This is a genomic window from Sphingomonas sp. PL20 (assembly GCF_017875905.1).
Lineage (GTDB): Bacteria > Pseudomonadota > Alphaproteobacteria > Sphingomonadales > Sphingomonadaceae > Sphingomonas > Sphingomonas echinoides.
Genome location: NZ_JAGINH010000002.1, coordinates 587,188 through 605,144 on the forward strand (window position 1 = coordinate 587,188; position 17,957 = coordinate 605,144).

Genomic DNA, 17,957 nt, shown 5'->3' on the forward strand with positions numbered 1-17,957 from the left:
CCGCATATGACAGACAAACCCACCCTTGAAGACTGGCAGGCCCTCGCCGCGAAAGAGGTGAAGGGGCGTGATCTGACCTGGGCGACGCCCGAGGGGATCGACGTCAAGCCGCTCTACACCGCCGCCGATGTGGCAGGGATCGACCCCGGTCTGCCCGGCTTCGCGCCGTTCACGCGCGGGGTGCGCGCGAGCATGTATGCGGGGCGGCCGTGGACGATCCGGCAATATGCGGGGTTCTCGACCGCGGAAGCCTCCAACGCTTTCTACCGGCGCAATCTGGCGGCGGGGCAGAAGGGGCTGTCGGTCGCGTTCGATCTCGCGACGCATCGCGGCTATGATAGCGACCATCCGCGCGTGACCGGCGATGTCGGCAAAGCGGGCGTGGCGATCGACACGATCGACGACATGAAGATCCTGTTCGACGGCATCCCGCTCGACAAAATGTCGGTCTCGATGACGATGAACGGCGCGGTGATCCCGATCCTCGCTTTCTTCATCGTCGCGGGCGAGGAGCAGGGGGTGTCACAGGATCAGCTCGACGGCACGATCCAGAACGACATCCTCAAGGAGTTCATGGTCCGCAACACCTATATCTATCCGCCCGCCCCCAGCATGCGGATCATCTCGGACATCATCGCCTACACCTCGGCCAACATGCCCAAGTTCAATTCGATTTCGATTTCCGGCTATCACATGCAGGAAGCGGGCGCGACGCAGTTGCAGGAGCTGGCCTTCACCATCGCCGACGGGCGCGAATATGCCAAGGCGGCGATGGCGAGCGGGCTTGACCTTGATGCTTTTGCGGGGCGGCTGAGCTTCTTCTTCGCGATCGGCATGAACTTCTTCATGGAAGTCGCCAAATTGCGCGCCGCGCGCAAGCTGTGGCACCGCGTGATGACCGATCTTGGTGCCAAGGACGAACGCTCCAAGATGCTGCGCACGCATTGCCAGACGAGCGGCGTATCGCTGACCGAGCAGGACCCGTATAACAATGTGATCCGCACCACTGTGGAGGCGATGGCGGCGATGCTGGGGGGGACGCAGAGCCTCCACACCAATGCGCTGGACGAAGCGATCGCGCTGCCGACCGATTTCTCGGCGCGGATCGCGCGCAACACGCAGATCGTGCTGCAGGAAGAGACGGGGATGACCAAGGTCGTCGATCCCCTGGGCGGCAGCTATTATATCGAGAGCCTGACCGAGGAACTGGTCGACAAAGCGTGGGAGATTATCGAGCGCGTCGAGGCCGAGGGCGGCATGGCGCAAGCCGTCGCCAATGGCTGGCCCAAGGCGATGATCGAGGAAGCGTCGGCTGCGCGCGCGGCGCGGGTCGACAAGGGCGAGGACGTCATTGTCGGCGTCAACAAATATAAGCTGGCCGAGCAGGACCCGATCGACATTCTCGATGTCGACAACGTCGCGGTGCGCGAGGCGCAGATCGCGCGGATTGCACGGTCGAAGGCTGGGCGCGATGAGGCGAAGTGTCAGGTGGCGCTGGCGGCGTTGCGCGAGGGTGCGCGCGGTAGCGACAACCTCCTCGCGCTTGCGGTCGAATGCGCGCGGCAGCGGGCGACCTTGGGCGAGATTTCCTCGGCGATGGAGGATGTGTTCGGGCGCTATGACACCGTGCCGACGCCGGTGTCTGGCATTTATGGCGGCGCGCACCAATTTGATGCGGCGTGGCAGGGCTTGAAGGAGGGCGTGGTCTCGCTGGAGACGCGCAATGGCCGCAAGCCGCGGATGCTGGTCGCCAAAATGGGGCAGGACGGGCATGATCGTGGCGCGAACCTCGTGTCGTCGGCGTTCGGCGATCTCGGCTTCGAGGTGGTGCCGGGGCCGCTGTTCCAGACGCCCGCCGAAGCCGCCAAGCTGGCGATCGAGCGCGATGTCGATGTGGTCGGTGCCTCCAGCCTGGCGGCGGGGCACAAGACGCTGATCCCCGAACTGATCGGACATTTGCGGGGGGCCGGGCGCGGGGACATCAAGGTGATCGCGGGCGGGGTGATCCCGGCGCAGGATTACCAGTTCCTGCGCGATGCGGGCGTACAGGGGATTTTCGGGCCCGGCACCAATCTGGTCGAGGCGGCGGGCGAAGTGCTTAGATTGCTGGGGCATAATATGCCCCCGGTTGAGGAAGGTGTGGAATGAGTGACGTGATTGAATCCCCCTCCCGCTTGCGGGAGGGGCTAGGGGAGGGCCTTTCGACGAGCGTTGGTGCCATTGGCACTCCCCTCCCCCAACCCCTCCCTTCCAGGGAGGGGGGTGAGGTCCGGAACGACTGGACCCGCGCGGAAATCGCCGCGCTGTATGATCTGCCGTTCGACGAACTGATGTTCCGCGCGCAGACCGTCCACCGTGCGCATCATGCGGCGGGGCAGGTGCAATTGTGCACGCTGCTGTCGATCAAGACCGGCGGCTGCCCGGAGGATTGCGGCTATTGCAACCAGTCGGCCAGCGCCGATACCGAGCTCAAGGCCAGCAAGCTGATGGACGTGCGCGCGGTGCTGCAATCGGCGGCGCAGGCGCGCGATGCGGGGAGCCAGCGCTTCTGCATGGGGGCGGCGTGGCGCAACCCCAAGGACAAGGACATGCCGGCGATCATCGAGATGGTGCAGGGCGTGCGCCAGATGGGCATGGAAACCTGCATGACGCTGGGCATGTTGACGCCCGCCCAGGCGCAGCAGCTCGCCGAGGCGGGGCTCGATTATTACAACCACAATATCGACACTTCGCCGGAAAAGTATGCGGAGGTGATCACCACGCGCACCTTCCAGGACCGGCTCGACACGCTCGATCATGTCCGCGAAGCCGGCATCAACGTGTGCTGCGGCGGGATCGTCGGCATGGGCGAGACGCGCGGCGACCGGGTCGGCTTCATCCATGCGCTGGCCACCTTGCCGCGCCACCCGGAGAGCGTGCCGGTCAACGCGTTGGTGCCGGTCAAGGGCACCGTGCTCGGCAACATGCTGGCCGACACCCCGCTTGCCAAGATCGACGATATCGAGTTCGTCCGCACGGTGGCGGTGGCGCGCATCACCATGCCGATGAGCATGGTGCGGCTGTCGGCCGGGCGCGAGAGCATGTCCGAAGCGACGCAGGCCTTGTGCTTCATGGCGGGGGCGAACTCGATCTTCACCGGCGACAAATTGCTCACCACGGGCAATGCCGGGGACGACAAGGACGCCGCGCTGCTGGCGAAGCTCGGGCTGGTGCCGATGACGGGTGAAGAGCCGATGCGGGTGGCCGCAGCCTAATTCCCCTCCCGCTTGCGGGAGGGGCTAGGGGAGGGGTGTTCCTCCCCCCACACATCAACCCCTTGCGGACAGGCCCTCCCCCGGCCCCTCCCGCAAGCGGGAGGGGAGAGTAGAATGTTCAAGAAAATCCTGGTCGCCAATCGTGGTGAAATCGCCTGCCGCGTCATGCGCACCGCCAAGAAGATGGGGATCGCGACGGTCGCGGTCTATTCCGATGCCGATGCGCGCAGCCCGCATGTGCTGATGGCGGATGAGGCCGTGCGGCTCGGGCCGCCGCCTGCGGGGGAGAGCTATTTGCTCGCCGATCTGATCCTTGCTGCGGCGAAGCAGACCGGCGCGGACTGCATTCACCCCGGCTACGGCTTCCTGTCCGAGCGCGAGAGTTTCGCCAAGGCGTGTGCCGAGGCGGGGATCGCCTTTGTCGGCCCGCCGCCGAACGCCATTGCGGCGATGGGCGACAAGATCGAGTCGAAGAAGCTCGCGCGCGACGCGGGGGTCAATGTGGTCCCCGGTTTCCTCGGTGAGATCGACAGTACCGATCATGCGGTCGAGATCGCGTCCGGCATCGGCTATCCGGTCATGATGAAGGCAAGCGCGGGCGGCGGCGGCAAGGGGATGCGGCTGGCCTATTCCGAACAGGATGTGCGCGAGGGCTTTGAGGCGACCAAGCGCGAGGGGCTGGCATCGTTCGGCGACGACCGCGTGTTCATCGAGAAGTTCATCGAGTCCCCACGTCACATCGAAATCCAGGTGATGGGCGACCAGCACGGCAACATCGTTTATCTGGGCGAGCGCGAATGCTCGATCCAGCGGCGGCACCAGAAGGTGGTCGAGGAAGCACCGTCGCCCTTCGTGACGCCGAAGATGCGCAAGGCGATGGGCGAGCAAGCGGTCGCGCTGGCGCGCGCGGTTGGCTATTATTCGGCAGGCACGGTCGAGCTGATCGTGTCGGGCGCGGATACGACGGGCGAGGGCTTCTACTTCCTCGAAATGAACACCCGCCTGCAAGTCGAGCATCCCGTGACCGAGGCGGTGACCGGGCTCGATCTGGTCGAGCTGATGATCCGCGTCGCATATGGAGAGCCGCTTGGGTTCGGCCAGGATGACGTGCAGTTGAACGGCTGGGCGGTGGAAAATCGCGTCTATGCCGAGGACCCGTATCGCGGCTTCCTGCCGAGCATCGGGCGGCTGGTGCGGTATAATCCGCCTGAGAGCAAGAGCACGCCATATACATCCCCCTCCCCTTCAGGGGAGGGGCTAGGGGAGGGGCTATCCGCAGGGGCGGCGCTGGAGACTTCCCCTCCCCCAACCCCTCCCCTGAAGGGGAGGGGAGAAGCGTATGTCCGCGTCGATGATGGCGTGCGCGAGGGCGGCGAGGTCAGCATGTTCTATGACCCGATGATCGCCAAATTGATCACCTGGGCACCGACGCGCGAGGAAGCGATCGACGAACAGATCGCGGCGCTCGATGCGTTCGAGATTGAGGGGCCGGGCAACAACCTCGATTTCCTGTCGGCGCTGATGCAGCATCCGCGCTTCCGCAGCGGGACTATCACCACCGGTTTCATCGCCGAGGAATATCCGGACGGCTTCCACGGCGCGCCCGCCTCGCCCGAACTGTCCGAAGCGCTCGCCGCGATCGCGGCCTTTGCCGCCACCGCCGAGGCCGACCGCGCACGTCGCATTGACGGGCAACTCGGCAAAAGGCTGCGGCCGCCATCGGACTGGTCGGTCAAGATCGGCGAGACCGAGCATCTGGTCGCGATTTCGACCAGTGGTATCACGGTCGACGATGCCGATCTCGACATTGCGCTGGAATATACGCCGGGCGACCGCGTGGTCGAGGCGGAGCTGGATGACGCCCCGCTGACCGTGAAGATCGCGCGCACGCGCACCGGCTTCACGCTCACCACACGCGGGGCGAGCCATGTCGCGCGCGTGCTGCCCGCGCATGTCGCGCCGTATGCGCACCATCTGATCGAGAAGATCCCGCCCGATCTGTCCAAATTCCTGCTGTGTCCGATGCCGGGCCTGTTGATGCGGCTCGATGTCGCGGCGGGCGACAAGGTCGAGGTGGGGCAGCCGCTTGCCGTGGTCGAGGCGATGAAGATGGAGAACATCCTGCGCGCCGAAAAGGCGGGCACGGTCAAATCGATCAACGCCAAAACCGGGGACAGTCTTGCCGTCGATGCGGTCATTTTGGAAATGGAATAACGCAAGACGTAGTTTCCGCGACAGATTGTCACGAAATTTCGGTGGACCGCGCGTGGTGTATTAGTCAAATAGGGATCATGCGCTCCCCGATCGTCCTGCTGCTCGCCCTGTCATTGCCGATTGCGGGGTGCTCTGTCGGGCCCGTTTACCACCCGGCGACCCCGGCGGCGCTGGGCGTGCCCGATGGCTATTCGGTCGCCGCCGATACCCGGCCGCTGGCCGATATCAGGGCGTGGTGGACGCAGTTCGACGATCCGTTGCTGGTCAGCATCGTCGAGCGCGCGCGCGTCAACAATCTCGATATCGCGCAGGCCGTCGCGCGGTTGCGGCAGGCGCGCGAAGCGCTGATCCAGTCGCGCGCGCAACTGTTGCCGACGCTCAGCGGATCGGCAGGCTATACCCGCTCGCAAAGCATCGTCGGTGGCACCACCACCTTGCCGGGCGGGGCGACGATCATCACCGGGCGCGGGTCGGGCGATACGCTGTCGGTTGGGTTGAACGCATCGTATCAGGCGGGGCTGTTCGGCGAAATTCGCGGAGCGGTCGACGCCAGCCGGGCGCAATATCAGGCGTCGGGCTTCAATTACGCCACCGTCCTGCTGTCGACCGAGGCGGAAACCGCGCGCAATTACATGCTGGCGCGGCTGTATCAGGCGCAGCTCGCCAATGCGAAGGGCTCGCTGGCGCTGCAGGACGACAATCTGGAGATTGCGGGTTTCCGCGTGCAAGCGGGGCTGGTGTCGTCGCTCGATGCCGAACAGGCGCGCTCGCAGCGCGCCAGCACGGCGGCGACGATCCCGACGCTGGAGCAGAATTATAACGCCGCCGTCTCGCGGCTCGGCGTGCTGACGGGGCAGGCCCCGGGCGCGCTGAAGGCCGAGCTGGAAGCGGTCAAGCCGATCCCCGCCGGGCCGGATTCGGTCGCGGCGGGCATTCCGGTCGATACGCTGCGCCAGCGCCCCGATGTGCGCGCCGCCGAACGCACGCTGGCTGCTGCCACCGCGCAGATCGGCGTGGCCAAGGCGCAGCTCTATCCGGCGCTCGCGATCAGCGGCAGCTTTTCGACCGATGCGTCCAAGATCGGCAATCTGTTCCAGACGATTGCGGGGCAGGCCTTTGCCGGGCTGACCCAGGCGATCTTCAACGGCGGACGGCTGCGTTCGCAAGTGCGCGCCAATGAGGCCGCCGCCGACGGTGCGCTCGCCGCATATAAGGCGACCGTGCTGGCCGGGCTGGAAGATGTCGAAAATGCCGTGGTCGCGCTTGACAGTGCCAAGCGTCGCGCGGCGGAGTTCACGATCGCACTCGATGCCGCCAACAACACCGCGATCCTGTCGCGCAGCCAGTATCGCGCGGGCCTGACCGATTTCACCACGCTCAACACGGCCGAGAATAGCCTGTTGTCGGCGCGCAACGGCTTGTCGCAAGCGCAGTCCGATCGCGCCAACGCGCTGGTTCAGCTGTATCTGGCGCTCGGCGGCGGTTGGGACAGTGCCGCCGATCCGACGACGCTCCCGACTCCTTCTTCTCCCGCGCAGGTGCGATAATGGCCGATCCCGTCCCTTCCAACGCTCGTCCCGACCTGGACGCCTTCCTGGGGGCCAAGCCGGTCCCTGCATGGCGGCGCTGGGCCAAATGGGGGGCGGTCGCGCTTGGCGTGATCCTGCTGCTTTTGGCGCTGAGGAGCTGCTTTGCGGGAAGCGCTAAGCCCGAATACGCCACCGAAACCGTCGCCCGCGGCGCGCTCTCGGTCAGCGTTTCCGCGACGGGCAAGCTGGCCCCGACCAATCAGGTGCAGGTCGGTTCGGAATTGTCGGGGCTGGTCACTAAGGTGGTGGTCGACGTCAATGACCGGGTGACGCAGAACCAGCCGCTGGCGCTGGTCGATCCGTCGCGCTTCCAGGATGCCGTCAACCAGAGCCAGGCCGCGCTTAATGCCGCGCAGGCAACCGTCGCACAGAATCAGGCGACGCTGGCGCAGTCGGTCGCGCAATTGGCGCGGCTGCAGGAAGTCAGCCGCCTGTCGGGGGGGCGCGTGCCGGCCAAGACCGAGCTGGAACAGGGCATCGCCGACCGCGACCGCGCGATCGCCAATGTGAAGGCGGCCGAGGCCAACGTGGTGTCGGCGCGCGCGACGCTGTCGTCCAACGCCACGCAGTTGCTCAAGACCGTGATCCGCTCGCCCGTCAACGGCGTGGTGCTCGCGCGCCAGATCGAGCCGGGTCAGACCGTGGCCGCATCGTTCAGCACGCCGACCTTGTTTGTCATCGCGCAGGATCTGTCGGCGATGAAATTGCAGGTCGCGATCGACGAAGCCGATGTCGGATCGGTCAAGCAGGGCCAGAAGGCGACCTTCACCGTCGATGCATTCCCCGGCAAGACCTTTCCCGCCACGATCACACGCGTCGATCTCGGATCGAATTTGAGCGCGCAGACCACGACCACCACCACGACCACCACCACCGGGCAGGTCGTATCCTATAGCGCGACGCTGAGTGTCGGGAATGCCGACCTGCAATTGCGGCCGGGCATGACGGCGACTGCGGATATTGTCACCACGGCCAAGACCGACGTGTTGCTGGTGCCTAACGCCGCCTTGCGCTTCAAGCCTGCGACGACCGGAGCCAGCGCGAACAGCGGGATTGCCGGGGCGCTGATCCCGCGCGGGCCGCGGCGCGGCGGCGCTGGATCGGCCAAGGGCGAGACGGTCAAGCGCGGCGGATCGCAGACGGTGTATGTCGCCGACGCGACCGGCACGCCGCAACCGGTGCAAATCACCACGGGCGAAAGCAATGGCACGATGACCGAGGTGATCGGCGGCGACCTGAAGGTTGGCGACAAGGTCATCACCGGGCAATTGGCCGCCGGCGCTACCGCCGCCGCAGCAGCGACCAAGCGCAAGGGCAATGGCGGGCAGAGCGGTGGCCAGTAGCGCGCCCGCCGCGATCGAGCGCGGCGCGCGGATCGCGCCTGGCGCGGCGCTGCCGATCATCAGTCTGCGCGGCGTCACCAAGACCTATGGCGAGGGCGCGACCGCGTTCCTGGCGCTGAAGGGCATCGACCTCGATATCACGCAAGGCGATTTCGTCGCGGTGATGGGGGCGAGCGGATCGGGCAAGTCGACGACGATGAACATCCTCGGCTGCCTGGATGTGCCGAGCGCCGGGACGTTTCAGTTCAAGGGCGTGCATGTCGAGACGCTGGATCGTGACCAGCGCGCCTTGCTGCGCCGGAAATATCTCGGTTTCGTGTTTCAGGGCTTCAATCTGCTCGCACGCACCAGCGCGCTGGAGAATGTCGAATTGCCCTTGCTCTATCGCGGGGATGCCAAGAAGGCGCGGCGCGCGGCGGCGATGGCGGCGCTCGACAAGGTCGGGCTGGCGGAGTGGTGGGATCATACCCCGGCTGAGTTGTCCGGCGGGCAGCAGCAGCGCGTCGCCATTGCGCGCGCGATCGTCACCAGCCCGGCGGTGTTGCTGGCCGACGAACCGACCGGCAATCTCGATTCGGAGCGCTCGGTCGAAATCATGCAATTGCTCGCCGGGCTCAACCGCGACAGCGGCATCACCGTGATCATGGTCACGCACGAGCCCGACATGGCGGCGTTCGCGCGCACCATCGTGCATTTCAAGGATGGCCTGGTCGAGCGCGTCGATACGCAGCATTCCCCCGGCCAAGTTCCGGCGATCGACTGATGTTTGGCACCACCCTCATCCTCGCGCTGCGGTCGATCTCGCGGCACAAATTGCGCTCGTTTCTGACGACGCTCGGCATCATCATTGGCGTGGCGGCGGTGGTGACGATGGTGACGCTGGGCAATGCGACCACCGCGGCGGTGCAGAAATCGATCTCGTCGCTCGGCACCAATATCCTGCAAGTGCGTCCGGGCCAGGGCTTTGGCCGTGGCGGCGGCGGCCCGCGCCCGCCCGATTTCAAGCCGCAGGACGCGGTTGCGATCCGGGACCAGATTGCAGGCGTCACCGCAGTCGCGGCGCAAGCGGGTGCGTCGGCGACGGCGATTTATGAAGGGGCCAACTGGTCGACGACCGTCAACGGCACCACCAACGAATATTTCCTGGTGCAACCATGGCCGTTGGTCGATGGGCGCTATTTCTCGCCGATCGAGGAAGCGGCGGGCAAATCGGTGTGCATCATCGGCAATACCGTCAACGACAATCTCTATCGCGGCGGCTCCCCGCTCGGCACGCGGATGCGTATCGGCGGCATTTCGTGCGACGTGATCGGGCTGTTGTCCAAGCGCGGGCAGGCGGGCTTTGGCGGCGATCAGGACGATGTCGTGATCATGCCGCTCAAGACCGTGCAGCGTCGCTTTACCGGATCGACCGACTTGAAGCTGATGCTGGTCGGCGTCGACCAGTCCTATTCGAGTGCGGCGGTACAGGCGTCGATCGAAAATTTGCTGCGCGAACGGCGCAACATCAATGGCGGCAAGGATGATGATTTCAACATCTTCGACACCGCGCAGATTTCGGCGACGCTGACGCAATCGACCACCTTGCTCACCGGCATCGTCACCACGGTGGCGGCGATCAGCCTGATCGTGGGGGGCATCGGCATCATGAACATCATGCTGGTGTCGGTGACCGAGCGCACGCGCGAGATCGGCATCCGCCTCGCGATCGGCGCGGTGGCGAATGAGGTGCTGATGCAGTTCCTGGTCGAAGCGATCGCCTTGTCGATGCTGGGCGGGGTGATCGGGCTGATCGTTGCGCAGCTGGCGGTGCTGGGGCTGTCGGGCGTTATGAAGGTCGATTACCTGTTCGTGCCGCAAATCAACATCATCGCGTTTGGCATTTCGGCGCTGATCGGCGTGGTGTTCGGCTATTTCCCGGCGCGGCGCGCGGCCTCGCTCAACCCGATCGACGCCCTGCGCCACGAATAACGCGCAGCGCAAAAACTCTTCTCCCCTTCGCGCCTTCGCGTCTTCGCGTGAGATCCCGCTTTTCTTTCACGCGAAGACGCGAAGGCGCGAAGAGATGCGGTTCGGCGGCGGTCCTTTTTAATGAACGCATTTGGGCCGCTTGCGCGGGCGGGGCGGTGGGGGCAGGAGGCTGGCATGACCAGTTGGAAATTGAGCCTGCCCTGCACCCGCGCCGAAGCCGAGGCGATCGATGCCGCCGAGGATGTGGCCGAGGGCGTCGTGCTGATGACGACCGAAATCGAGGAAGATGACCGCGAGCATTGGCGGCTCGACGCCTATCTTGAGGCCGAACCCGCGCCGGAGACGATCGCCGCGATCTGCGCGTTGGTGCCGAGTGCCGCCGCCACTGCGCCCGTGATCGAGGTTCTCGCGGATGAGGACTGGGTGACGCTCAGCCAGCAGGGGCTGGAGCCGATCGCCGAGGGGCGCTTCGTCGTCCACACCAGCGCGCATCCGGTCGCGCCGCCGCCGGGCGGGCGGGCTTTCCTGATCGAGGCGGGGCAGGCGTTCGGGACGGGGCATCACGCGACCACCTCGGGGTGCCTGGCGATGCTCGATGGGATGGCGGACTGGGGTTTCGACAATATCATCGACGTCGGGACGGGGACGGGGCTTTTGGCGTTTGCTGCTCGTCATTTGTGGCCTTGGGCGACGATTACCGCGACTGATATCGACCCGCGCGCGATCGTGGTGACGCGCGAGAATGCGGAGCTGAACGCGATTCCTGCGATCGACCTGATCGTCGCCGACGGTGCGCTCGACGACAGCATTACCGCGCGGGCACCCTATGATCTGCTGATCGCCAACATCCTCGCCGGGCCTTTGGTATCGATGGCACCCGAGATCGCCGCCATCGCCGCTCCGCGCGCGACGATCGTGCTGGCGGGACTGCTGGAAACGCAGCGCGGCGATGTCGTCGCGGCGTTTGGCGAGTGCGGCTGTACGCTGGACGCGGTCGACCGGCGCGGGGACTGGTCGATCCTGCGACTGACGGCGGGGGCGGTGCGCTATGTGCCGACCAAGCCGATCGACCCCAAGGGTCGCGACGGCTGGGCGCTCGACCTCTGACCGGCAGGCGGGGAGCGGGGCGGTTGCCTAGTGCGCACGGCCCCGGTACGGCGCGACAACCTTTTTTGACCGGAGACCCTCTGTGACCGAGCCAACCTACGACGTCGTCGCGATCGGCAATGCCATCGTCGACGTGTTGTCGCAGTCCGACGACGCCTTCCTCGCCGAGGCGGCGATGACCAAGGGCTCGATGCAATTGATGTTCTCGCCCGAGGAAGCCGACGCGCTTTACGCCAAGATGGGTCCGGGGATCGAGGCGAGCGGCGGGTCTGCCGCCAACACCGTGGCCGGCATCGCGGCGATGGGCGGAAAATGCGGTTTCATTGGCCAGGTCGCCAACGATGAGCTGGGTGATATCTTCGCGCATGACATTCGCGCGGTCGGCATCGATTTCACCACCGCCGCGCGCGAAGGCGCACCGACCACGGCGCGCTGCCTGATCTTCGTCACGCCCGATGGGCAGCGCACGATGAACACCTTCCTCGGCGCCTCGCAATTCCTGCCCGAGGCCGCGCTCGACCGGGATCTGATCGCCAGCGCCGCGATCCTGTATCTCGAAGGCTATTTGTGGGACCCGGAAGAGCCGCGTCAGGCGATGCGCGCCGCGATCGAGGTTGCGCGCAAGGCGGGGCGCAAGGTCGCCTTCACGCTGAGCGACGTGTTCTGCATCTCGCGCCATGGCGGCGACTTCCGCAAGCTGATGGCCGATGGGCTGATCGACATCATGTTCGCCAATGCAGCCGAGATCACCGCCTTGATGAGCACCGAGGATTTCGACGCGGCGGTGGCGGCGGCTGCTGCCGAAGTGCCGATGCTGGTGGTGACGCGCAGCGAGCATGGCGCGATCGCGGTGTCAGGCGGCAAGACCGTCAGCGTCCCCGCCGAGCCGATCGAGCGCGTGGTCGACACCACCGGTGCGGGTGACCTGTTCGCCGCCGGTTTCCTGCGCGGCCAGGCGCAGGGCAAGAGCATCGAAGCGTCGCTCAAGATGGGCGCGATCTGCGCCGCCGAAATCATCTCGCATTACGGCGCGCGCGCGCAGGTCGATCTGAAGGCGTTGATCGAGTCCAAGCTCGGCTGAACAAGCGCCGCCACCCTCCCCTCCCTGGAAGGGAGGGGATTGAGGGGTGGGTTGGCCGATGGTGAGTGTTACGCCCGACTACGGGCCGACCCACCCCCGGCCCCTCCCTTGTCAGGGAGGGGAGCCGCAAGGGTCAACTTGCAAGAGGCACAAAAAAAGGCCGGGGAGCGCTCCCCGGCCTTCTTTTTGTGCGCCGTGGGCGGCTCTCTCAGGAGGTGTGCACCGGAGCGACATATTCGCCCATGTCCGGTGCCTCTTCTTCGTCGAGCCCCTTGGCCAGGCGGCTGTTGTGCATGCCATAGAGGAAATAGAGGATGATCGCCGCCAGCGTGTACCAGGCGAAAAACACCAGCACGCGCGTTTCGACCGTGAAGATCAGCGCGATGCAGGTCAAGATCCCCAACGCCGGAACGATCGGATAGACCGGCACGCGGAACCCGCGCGGGATCTCGGGGTGAGTCCGCCGCAGCCAAATCACCGACAGGCAGACGATGGCAAAGGCGGCGAGCGTGCCGACCGAGGTCATGTCGCCGAGCGTGTTGATATCGAAGAAGGCTGCCGCCACCCCCGTGATCAGCCCGACCAGCAGCGTGTTGACCCACGGTGTCTTGAACTTGGCGTGCACCGTCGCGAAGACGCGCGGCAACAAGCCATCGCGGGCCATCGTGTAGAAGATGCGGGTCTGGCCATACATCAGAACCAGCACCACCGAGGTCAGGCCGACGATCGCGCCAGCCTTCACCAGCTTGGCGAACCACGCCCATTGCGGTCCAAGCGCGTCGACCGCAACCGCAACGGGATCGGGCACGTCGAGCGTCTTGTAGTTGACGATCAGCGTCATCACGATCGAGACGAGGATGTAGATCGCGGTGCAGACGAACAGCGAACCGAGCAGGCCGATCGGCATGTCCTTCGCTGGGTTCTTGGCTTCCTGGCCCGCGGTCGAGACCGCTTCGAAGCCGATATAGGCAAAGAACACGATCGATGCGGCGCGCAGGATGCCGCCCCAGCCGAACTCACCCTTGTCGCCGCTCGCTGGCGGAATGAAGGGCGACCAATTGGCCTTGAGCGTACCGAAATGCGCGATCACAAAGGCACCGCAAATCACGATGAAGGCGATGATGACGGTCAGCTTGATCGCGACGATGATGTTGTTGACCTTCGCGCTTTCCGACACGCCCACGACCAGCAATGCCGTCATCGCCATACAGATCAGGAAAGCGGGGAGGTTGAAGAGATAGGTGATTGGCGCACCGTTGACGAGCACGGGAACGAGTTCCCCGCCGACGGCATGCTTGATGACATGGCCGGTCGGGCCGGTCAGCTCGACTGGAATGACCAGGCCGAAATCGCCAAGCAGGCTGACGACATAGCCCGCCCAGCCGACCGCGACGACCGACGCGGCAAGCCCATATTCGAGCAGCAGCAGCGCGCCCATGATCCAGGCCGCGAACTCACCAATCGTGGTGTAGCTATAGGTATAGGCCGACCCGGAAACGGGGAGAGTCGAGGACAATTCGGCGTAGCACAGCCCGGCGAGCGCACAGACAAAGCCCGCGATCAGAAACGAGATCAACACGGCCGGGCCGGCATGGAGCGCGGCGGCGTTGCCGGTGCGCACGAAAATGCCAGCCCCGATGATGCAGCCAATGCCTAGGAAAACGAGGTTCCAGGGACCAAGCGTCCGTTTGAGTTGGCTGGTCTGTGTCTCTCGCTGCACCTGCTCCACGGTCTTTCGGAGCAGCATACGGTTCAGGATACCCGTAGTGGGCTGTGTCGCCATTCGAAAAGTCCCCCATCGTCGGATCGTTGCCGACGAGAAAAGTTAGATTGCGGCGAAACCTAACCGCAAAACTGGCGCGCGCAATCCCCTTAGCGTGCGAGCAACGGCCCAAGCGCGCGTCCGGCGAAAATATGGACGTGAAGGTGCGGCACTTCCTGGTGCGAATCGGTGCCGGTATTGGCGAGCAACCGGTATCCGGGCGCGACCAGCCCGGCATCCCGCGCGACCTTGCCGACCGCGCGGACGAAGCCGGTGATTTCGGCATCGGACGCCTTTGCGCTGAAATCGTCCCACGAGACATAGGCACCCTTGGGGATCACCAGAATGTGCGTCGGGGATTGCGGGTTGATGTCGGGAAAGGCGAGCGCGTAGTCGTCCTCGTACAGCCGCGTCGCGGGGATCTCGCCGCGCAGGATCTTGGCGAAGACGTTCTGGTCGTCATAAGGCAAAGTGGCGTCGACGGGCATAGATTCCCCTCCCGCTTGCGGGAGGGGTTAGGGGAGGGGCTGTGTCCTCCCTGGGCTCCCGGCGGTGCTGGAGGTTCATGCCCTCCCCCAACCCCTCCCGCAAGCGGGAGGGGCGCATTAGGCCTTTCGCGCGGCCTTTTCGTCGATCCCCGACACGCCTTCGCGCCGCGCGATTTCGGCGCGGATGTCGTCGAGGGTGACGTCGCACTCGGCCAGCAGCACGAGCAGGTGGAAGACGAGGTCGGTCGCCTCTCCCACCAATGCCGCTTTGTCCTCGACCAGCGCGGCGATGACGGTTTCGACCGCTTCCTCGCCGACCTTCTGCGCGATTTTGCGGCGGCCGCGTGCGAACAGCTTGGCGGTGTAGGAGGTTGCGGGATCGGCACCCTTGCGGGCGTGGATCGTGCGCTCGAGCTGGTCGATCGGGTCTTGGGCCATGCGCCACGGCTGGCGCAAGTGCCGCCGCGCGTCAATCCTTGGGCGGGCGCTTCATAAAGCGTTTGCGCAAAGCGCGGCGCACCACGAACACGCCGATTGCAGCCACCACGAACAAGGCGATATCGGAGAGTTCGGGCCCGGTGCGGACCTTTGGCACACCGCTATGCGGCGCGGCGAGGGCGGGGGTTACGGCTTGAAGACCGAGGATCGCTGTTGAACAGGCCAGTTGAGCCCCAGCACCACCCCGGCGCACGCCGGGGCCCAGTCGCGACACTTCGGAAATCATGGTGCGGTCCCGGCTTGCCGACGCTGGCGCATCTGGGGCCCGGCGTTCGCCGGGGTGGTGGCGAATCGAGAACTTCACGCCACCGGCCGCCGCACCGCGATGCCCGCCGCTGCCAACGCGGCGTGGGCGTCGGCAATGCTCGCTTCGCCGAAATGGAAGATCGAGGCGGCGAGCACTGCGCTTGCGTGTCCCTCGCTGATCCCCGCGACAAGATCGGACAAGCCGCCGACCCCGCCCGAGGCGACCACCGGCACGCGGACCTGATCGGCGATGGTGCGGGTGAGCGCGAGGTCGAAGCCTTGCCGCGTGCCGTCGCGGTCCATCGAGGTGACGAGCAGTTCGCCCGCGCCGAGTTCGGCCAGGCGCAGCGCGTGCGCGACGGCATCGATGCCGGTCGCCCGCCTGCCGCCATGGGTGAACACTTCCCAGCCCCCCTCGACGCGCCGCGCATCGACCGAGGCGACGACGCATTGGCTGCCGAAGCGGTCGGCGAGATCGGCAACGAGTTCTGGACGCGCGACCGCCGCGCTGTTGATCGCGACCTTGTCCGCGCCTGCCAGCAAGAGCGCGCGGGCATCCTCGACCGAGCGCACCCCGCCGCCAACGGTCAGCGGCATGAAGCACACTTCGGCGGTGCGGCGCACGACATCGAGGATCGTGCCGCGCGCTTCGTGGCTGGCGGTGATGTCGAGGAAGCACAGTTCGTCCGCCCCCGCCGCATCGTAAGCGCGGGCTTGCTCGACCGGATCACCCGCGTCGCGCAGTTCGACGAAGTTGACGCCCTTGACGACGCGGCCATTGGCGACGTCGAGACACGGGATAACGCGGGCGCGTACGGTCATGGTCTCCCTCTCCCCGCTTGCGGGGAGAGGGCAAGCGAGCGAAGCGATGCGCGGGAGAGGGGCAGTTCAGCAGCGCCGCGCCCGATACTGCCCCTCTCCCCGACCCTCTCCCCGCAAGCGGGGAGAGGGAGATTTCGCCGCACCCTCACGCCGCCGCCGCCACAGCCAGCGCCGCCGCCAGATCGAGCCGCCCGTCATACAGCGCGCGGCCCGTAATCACGCCTTCCACGCCATCGCGATTATGCAGCGCCAGCACATGAATCTCGGCAATGCCCTTCACCCCGCCGCTGGCGATGACCGGGATGCGCACCGCGCGCGCCAGATCGACCGTGGCCTCGACATTGCAGCCTTTCAGCAGCCCGTCGCGTCCGACATCGGTGAAGAGCAGCGCGGCAACGCCCGCATCCTCGAACCGGCGTGCCATGTCGATCACTTCGACGGTCGAGACATCCGCCCAGCCCTTGGTCGCGACGAAGCCGTCGCGCGCATCGACCGCGACGACGATGCCACCGGGGAAATCGCGCGCCGCCGCCCGGACCAGCTCGGGATTTTCCAGCGCAGCGGTGCCGATCACCACGCGCGATACGCCGAGATCGAACCAGCGTTCGATCCCGGCGCGATCGCGGATGCCGCCGCCCAATTGCACATGGCCGGGGAAGCGCTCGACGATCGCGCGCACTGCTTCGCCATTGATCGATTCGCCTGCGAACGCGCCGTCGAGATCGACGACGTGGAGATGCTCCGCGCCCGCTTCCGCAAACAGCATCGCCTGCGCCGCGGGGTCGTCACCATAGACGGTCGCGCGGTCCATATCGCCTTCGGCAAGGCGGACGACCTGGCCGCCCTTCAGATCGATCGCGGGAAAAACGATAAGGCTCATGGTTTCCAGCTCAAGAATCGCGTGAGAAGATCGAGCCCGTAACGCTGGCTCTTTTCGGGGTGAAATTGCACGCCCAGCATGTTGTCGCGCCCGATCGCGGCGGTGACCGGGCCGGCATGGTTGGTGCCGGCGATCACATCGTCGCCCTCAAAGGCGTAGGAATGCAGGAAATAGGCCTCGCCCGGCACGATCAGCGGATGCGCCACGCTGGGGACGACATCGTTCCAGCCCATATGCGGCACTTTGGCGGACGTGTCGGCGGGGGTCAGATGGCGGACGGTGCCGCGCATCCAGCCGAGCCCGGCATGCGTACCCAGTTCCTCGCCCGTCTCCGCCATCAACTGCATGCCGACGCAAATGCCGAGAAAGGGGACGCCCTCCCGCCGTACGCGCTGCTCGAGCGCCTCGACCATGCCCGGCACCGCGCGCAAAGCCGCCGCGCAGGCGCCGAACGCGCCGACGCCGGGCAGGACGATACGGTCGGCGGTCGCCACGGCGGCGGCATCGGCGGTGATCAGCACGTCGCTGGCACCCGCCGCCTTCAGCGCATTGGCGACCGAATGCAGGTTACCCGCGCCATAATCGATCAGCGCGAGGGTCATGCGGCTCCCCTCCCTGGCAGGGAGGGGCTGGGGGTGGGTCGGTCTAATGTGGGCGATAGGTCACCACTCGGGCCGACCCACCCCCGACCCCTCCCTTCCA

The 17,957-nt window shown here is 65.9% G+C and carries 16 protein-coding genes; 9 read left to right on the forward strand and 7 right to left on the reverse strand.

All coding sequences use genetic code 11. The features are described from left to right. Nucleotides 1–6 precede the first annotated feature (6 nt). From scpA to H4W01_RS02980, 9 genes are all read left to right on the forward strand, one after another. On the forward strand, nucleotides 7–2,148 hold the full coding sequence (gene scpA / locus H4W01_RS02940; protein WP_209609840.1) for a methylmalonyl-CoA mutase: 2,142 nt from the start codon (nucleotides 7–9) through the stop codon (nucleotides 2,146–2,148). Further along, nucleotides 2,145–3,254, forward strand: coding sequence for a biotin synthase BioB (bioB, locus tag H4W01_RS02945; protein WP_334685128.1), 1,110 nt, complete (start codon nucleotides 2,145–2,147; stop codon nucleotides 3,252–3,254). Before scpA ends, bioB begins: the two co-directional genes overlap by 4 nt. A 114-nt stretch (nucleotides 3,255–3,368) precedes the next feature. Further along, nucleotides 3,369–5,468 carry an ATP-binding protein gene (locus H4W01_RS02950; protein WP_209609841.1) on the forward strand — a complete coding sequence of 700 codons (2,100 nt, stop codon included), beginning with the start codon at nucleotides 3,369–3,371 and terminating at the stop codon, nucleotides 5,466–5,468. Nucleotides 5,469–5,545: 77 nt separating this feature from the next. Then, the gene (locus H4W01_RS02955; RefSeq protein WP_209609842.1) at nucleotides 5,546–7,015 is read left to right on the forward strand and encodes an efflux transporter outer membrane subunit; all 1,470 of its coding nucleotides are present in this window, start codon (nucleotides 5,546–5,548) and stop codon (nucleotides 7,013–7,015) included. Next, nucleotides 7,015–8,400 (forward strand): efflux RND transporter periplasmic adaptor subunit, encoded by a 1,386-nt coding sequence (locus H4W01_RS02960; RefSeq protein ID WP_209609843.1) that lies wholly within the window; start codon nucleotides 7,015–7,017, stop codon nucleotides 8,398–8,400. Before H4W01_RS02955 ends, H4W01_RS02960 begins: the two co-directional genes overlap by 1 nt. Continuing rightward, on the forward strand, nucleotides 8,375–9,163 hold the full coding sequence (locus H4W01_RS02965) for an ABC transporter ATP-binding protein (RefSeq protein WP_010407325.1): 789 nt from the start codon (nucleotides 8,375–8,377) through the stop codon (nucleotides 9,161–9,163). Before H4W01_RS02960 ends, H4W01_RS02965 begins: the two co-directional genes overlap by 26 nt. Continuing rightward, a complete protein-coding gene (locus H4W01_RS02970) occupies nucleotides 9,163–10,371 on the forward strand; it encodes an ABC transporter permease (RefSeq protein ID WP_209609844.1) in 1,209 nt (402 codons plus the stop codon). The genes H4W01_RS02965 and H4W01_RS02970 overlap by 1 nt, the downstream gene beginning before the upstream one ends. Before the next feature lie 174 nt (nucleotides 10,372–10,545). Further along, nucleotides 10,546–11,478 (forward strand): 50S ribosomal protein L11 methyltransferase, encoded by a 933-nt coding sequence (locus tag H4W01_RS02975; protein WP_209609845.1) that lies wholly within the window; start codon nucleotides 10,546–10,548, stop codon nucleotides 11,476–11,478. A gap of 82 nt (nucleotides 11,479–11,560) precedes the next feature. Next, the gene (locus H4W01_RS02980; protein WP_209609846.1) at nucleotides 11,561–12,559 is read left to right on the forward strand and encodes an adenosine kinase; all 999 of its coding nucleotides are present in this window, start codon (nucleotides 11,561–11,563) and stop codon (nucleotides 12,557–12,559) included. A 208-nt stretch (nucleotides 12,560–12,767) separates the two neighbouring features. Here the strand turns inward: H4W01_RS02980 and H4W01_RS02985 are convergent, their stop codons facing one another. The 7 genes from H4W01_RS02985 to hisH all read right to left on the reverse strand — a co-directional run bounded on the left by H4W01_RS02985 (nucleotide 12,768) and on the right by hisH (nucleotide 17,857). Further along, nucleotides 12,768–14,342 (reverse strand): amino acid permease, encoded by a 1,575-nt coding sequence (locus H4W01_RS02985; protein ID WP_334685129.1) that lies wholly within the window; start codon nucleotides 14,340–14,342, stop codon nucleotides 12,768–12,770. A gap of 89 nt (nucleotides 14,343–14,431) precedes the next feature. After that, nucleotides 14,432–14,809 (reverse strand): histidine triad nucleotide-binding protein, encoded by a 378-nt coding sequence (locus tag H4W01_RS02990; RefSeq protein ID WP_209609847.1) that lies wholly within the window; start codon nucleotides 14,807–14,809, stop codon nucleotides 14,432–14,434. Nucleotides 14,810–14,926: 117 nt separating this feature from the next. Next, nucleotides 14,927–15,247 carry a phosphoribosyl-ATP diphosphatase gene (locus tag H4W01_RS02995; protein ID WP_209609848.1) on the reverse strand — a complete coding sequence of 107 codons (321 nt, stop codon included), beginning with the start codon at nucleotides 15,245–15,247 and terminating at the stop codon, nucleotides 14,927–14,929. Nucleotides 15,248–15,278: 31 nt separating this feature from the next. Then, nucleotides 15,279–15,533: a hypothetical protein gene (locus H4W01_RS03000; RefSeq protein ID WP_209613528.1), complete on the reverse strand. Its 255-nt coding sequence runs from the start codon at nucleotides 15,531–15,533 to the stop codon at nucleotides 15,279–15,281. A 74-nt stretch (nucleotides 15,534–15,607) separates the two neighbouring features. Next, entirely contained in the window at nucleotides 15,608–16,375 is a 768-nt protein-coding gene (gene hisF / locus H4W01_RS03005) for an imidazole glycerol phosphate synthase subunit HisF (RefSeq protein ID WP_209609849.1), read from the reverse strand. Nucleotides 16,376–16,520: 145 nt separating this feature from the next. Beyond that, entirely contained in the window at nucleotides 16,521–17,255 is a 735-nt protein-coding gene (hisA, locus tag H4W01_RS03010) for a 1-(5-phosphoribosyl)-5-[(5-phosphoribosylamino)methylideneamino]imidazole-4-carboxamide isomerase (protein WP_209609850.1), read from the reverse strand. Then, nucleotides 17,252–17,857, reverse strand: a complete 606-nt coding sequence (gene hisH, locus H4W01_RS03015) for an imidazole glycerol phosphate synthase subunit HisH (protein WP_209609851.1) — start codon at nucleotides 17,855–17,857, stop codon at nucleotides 17,252–17,254. The genes hisA and hisH overlap by 4 nt, the downstream gene beginning before the upstream one ends. Between the last annotated feature and the right edge of the window lie 100 nt (nucleotides 17,858–17,957).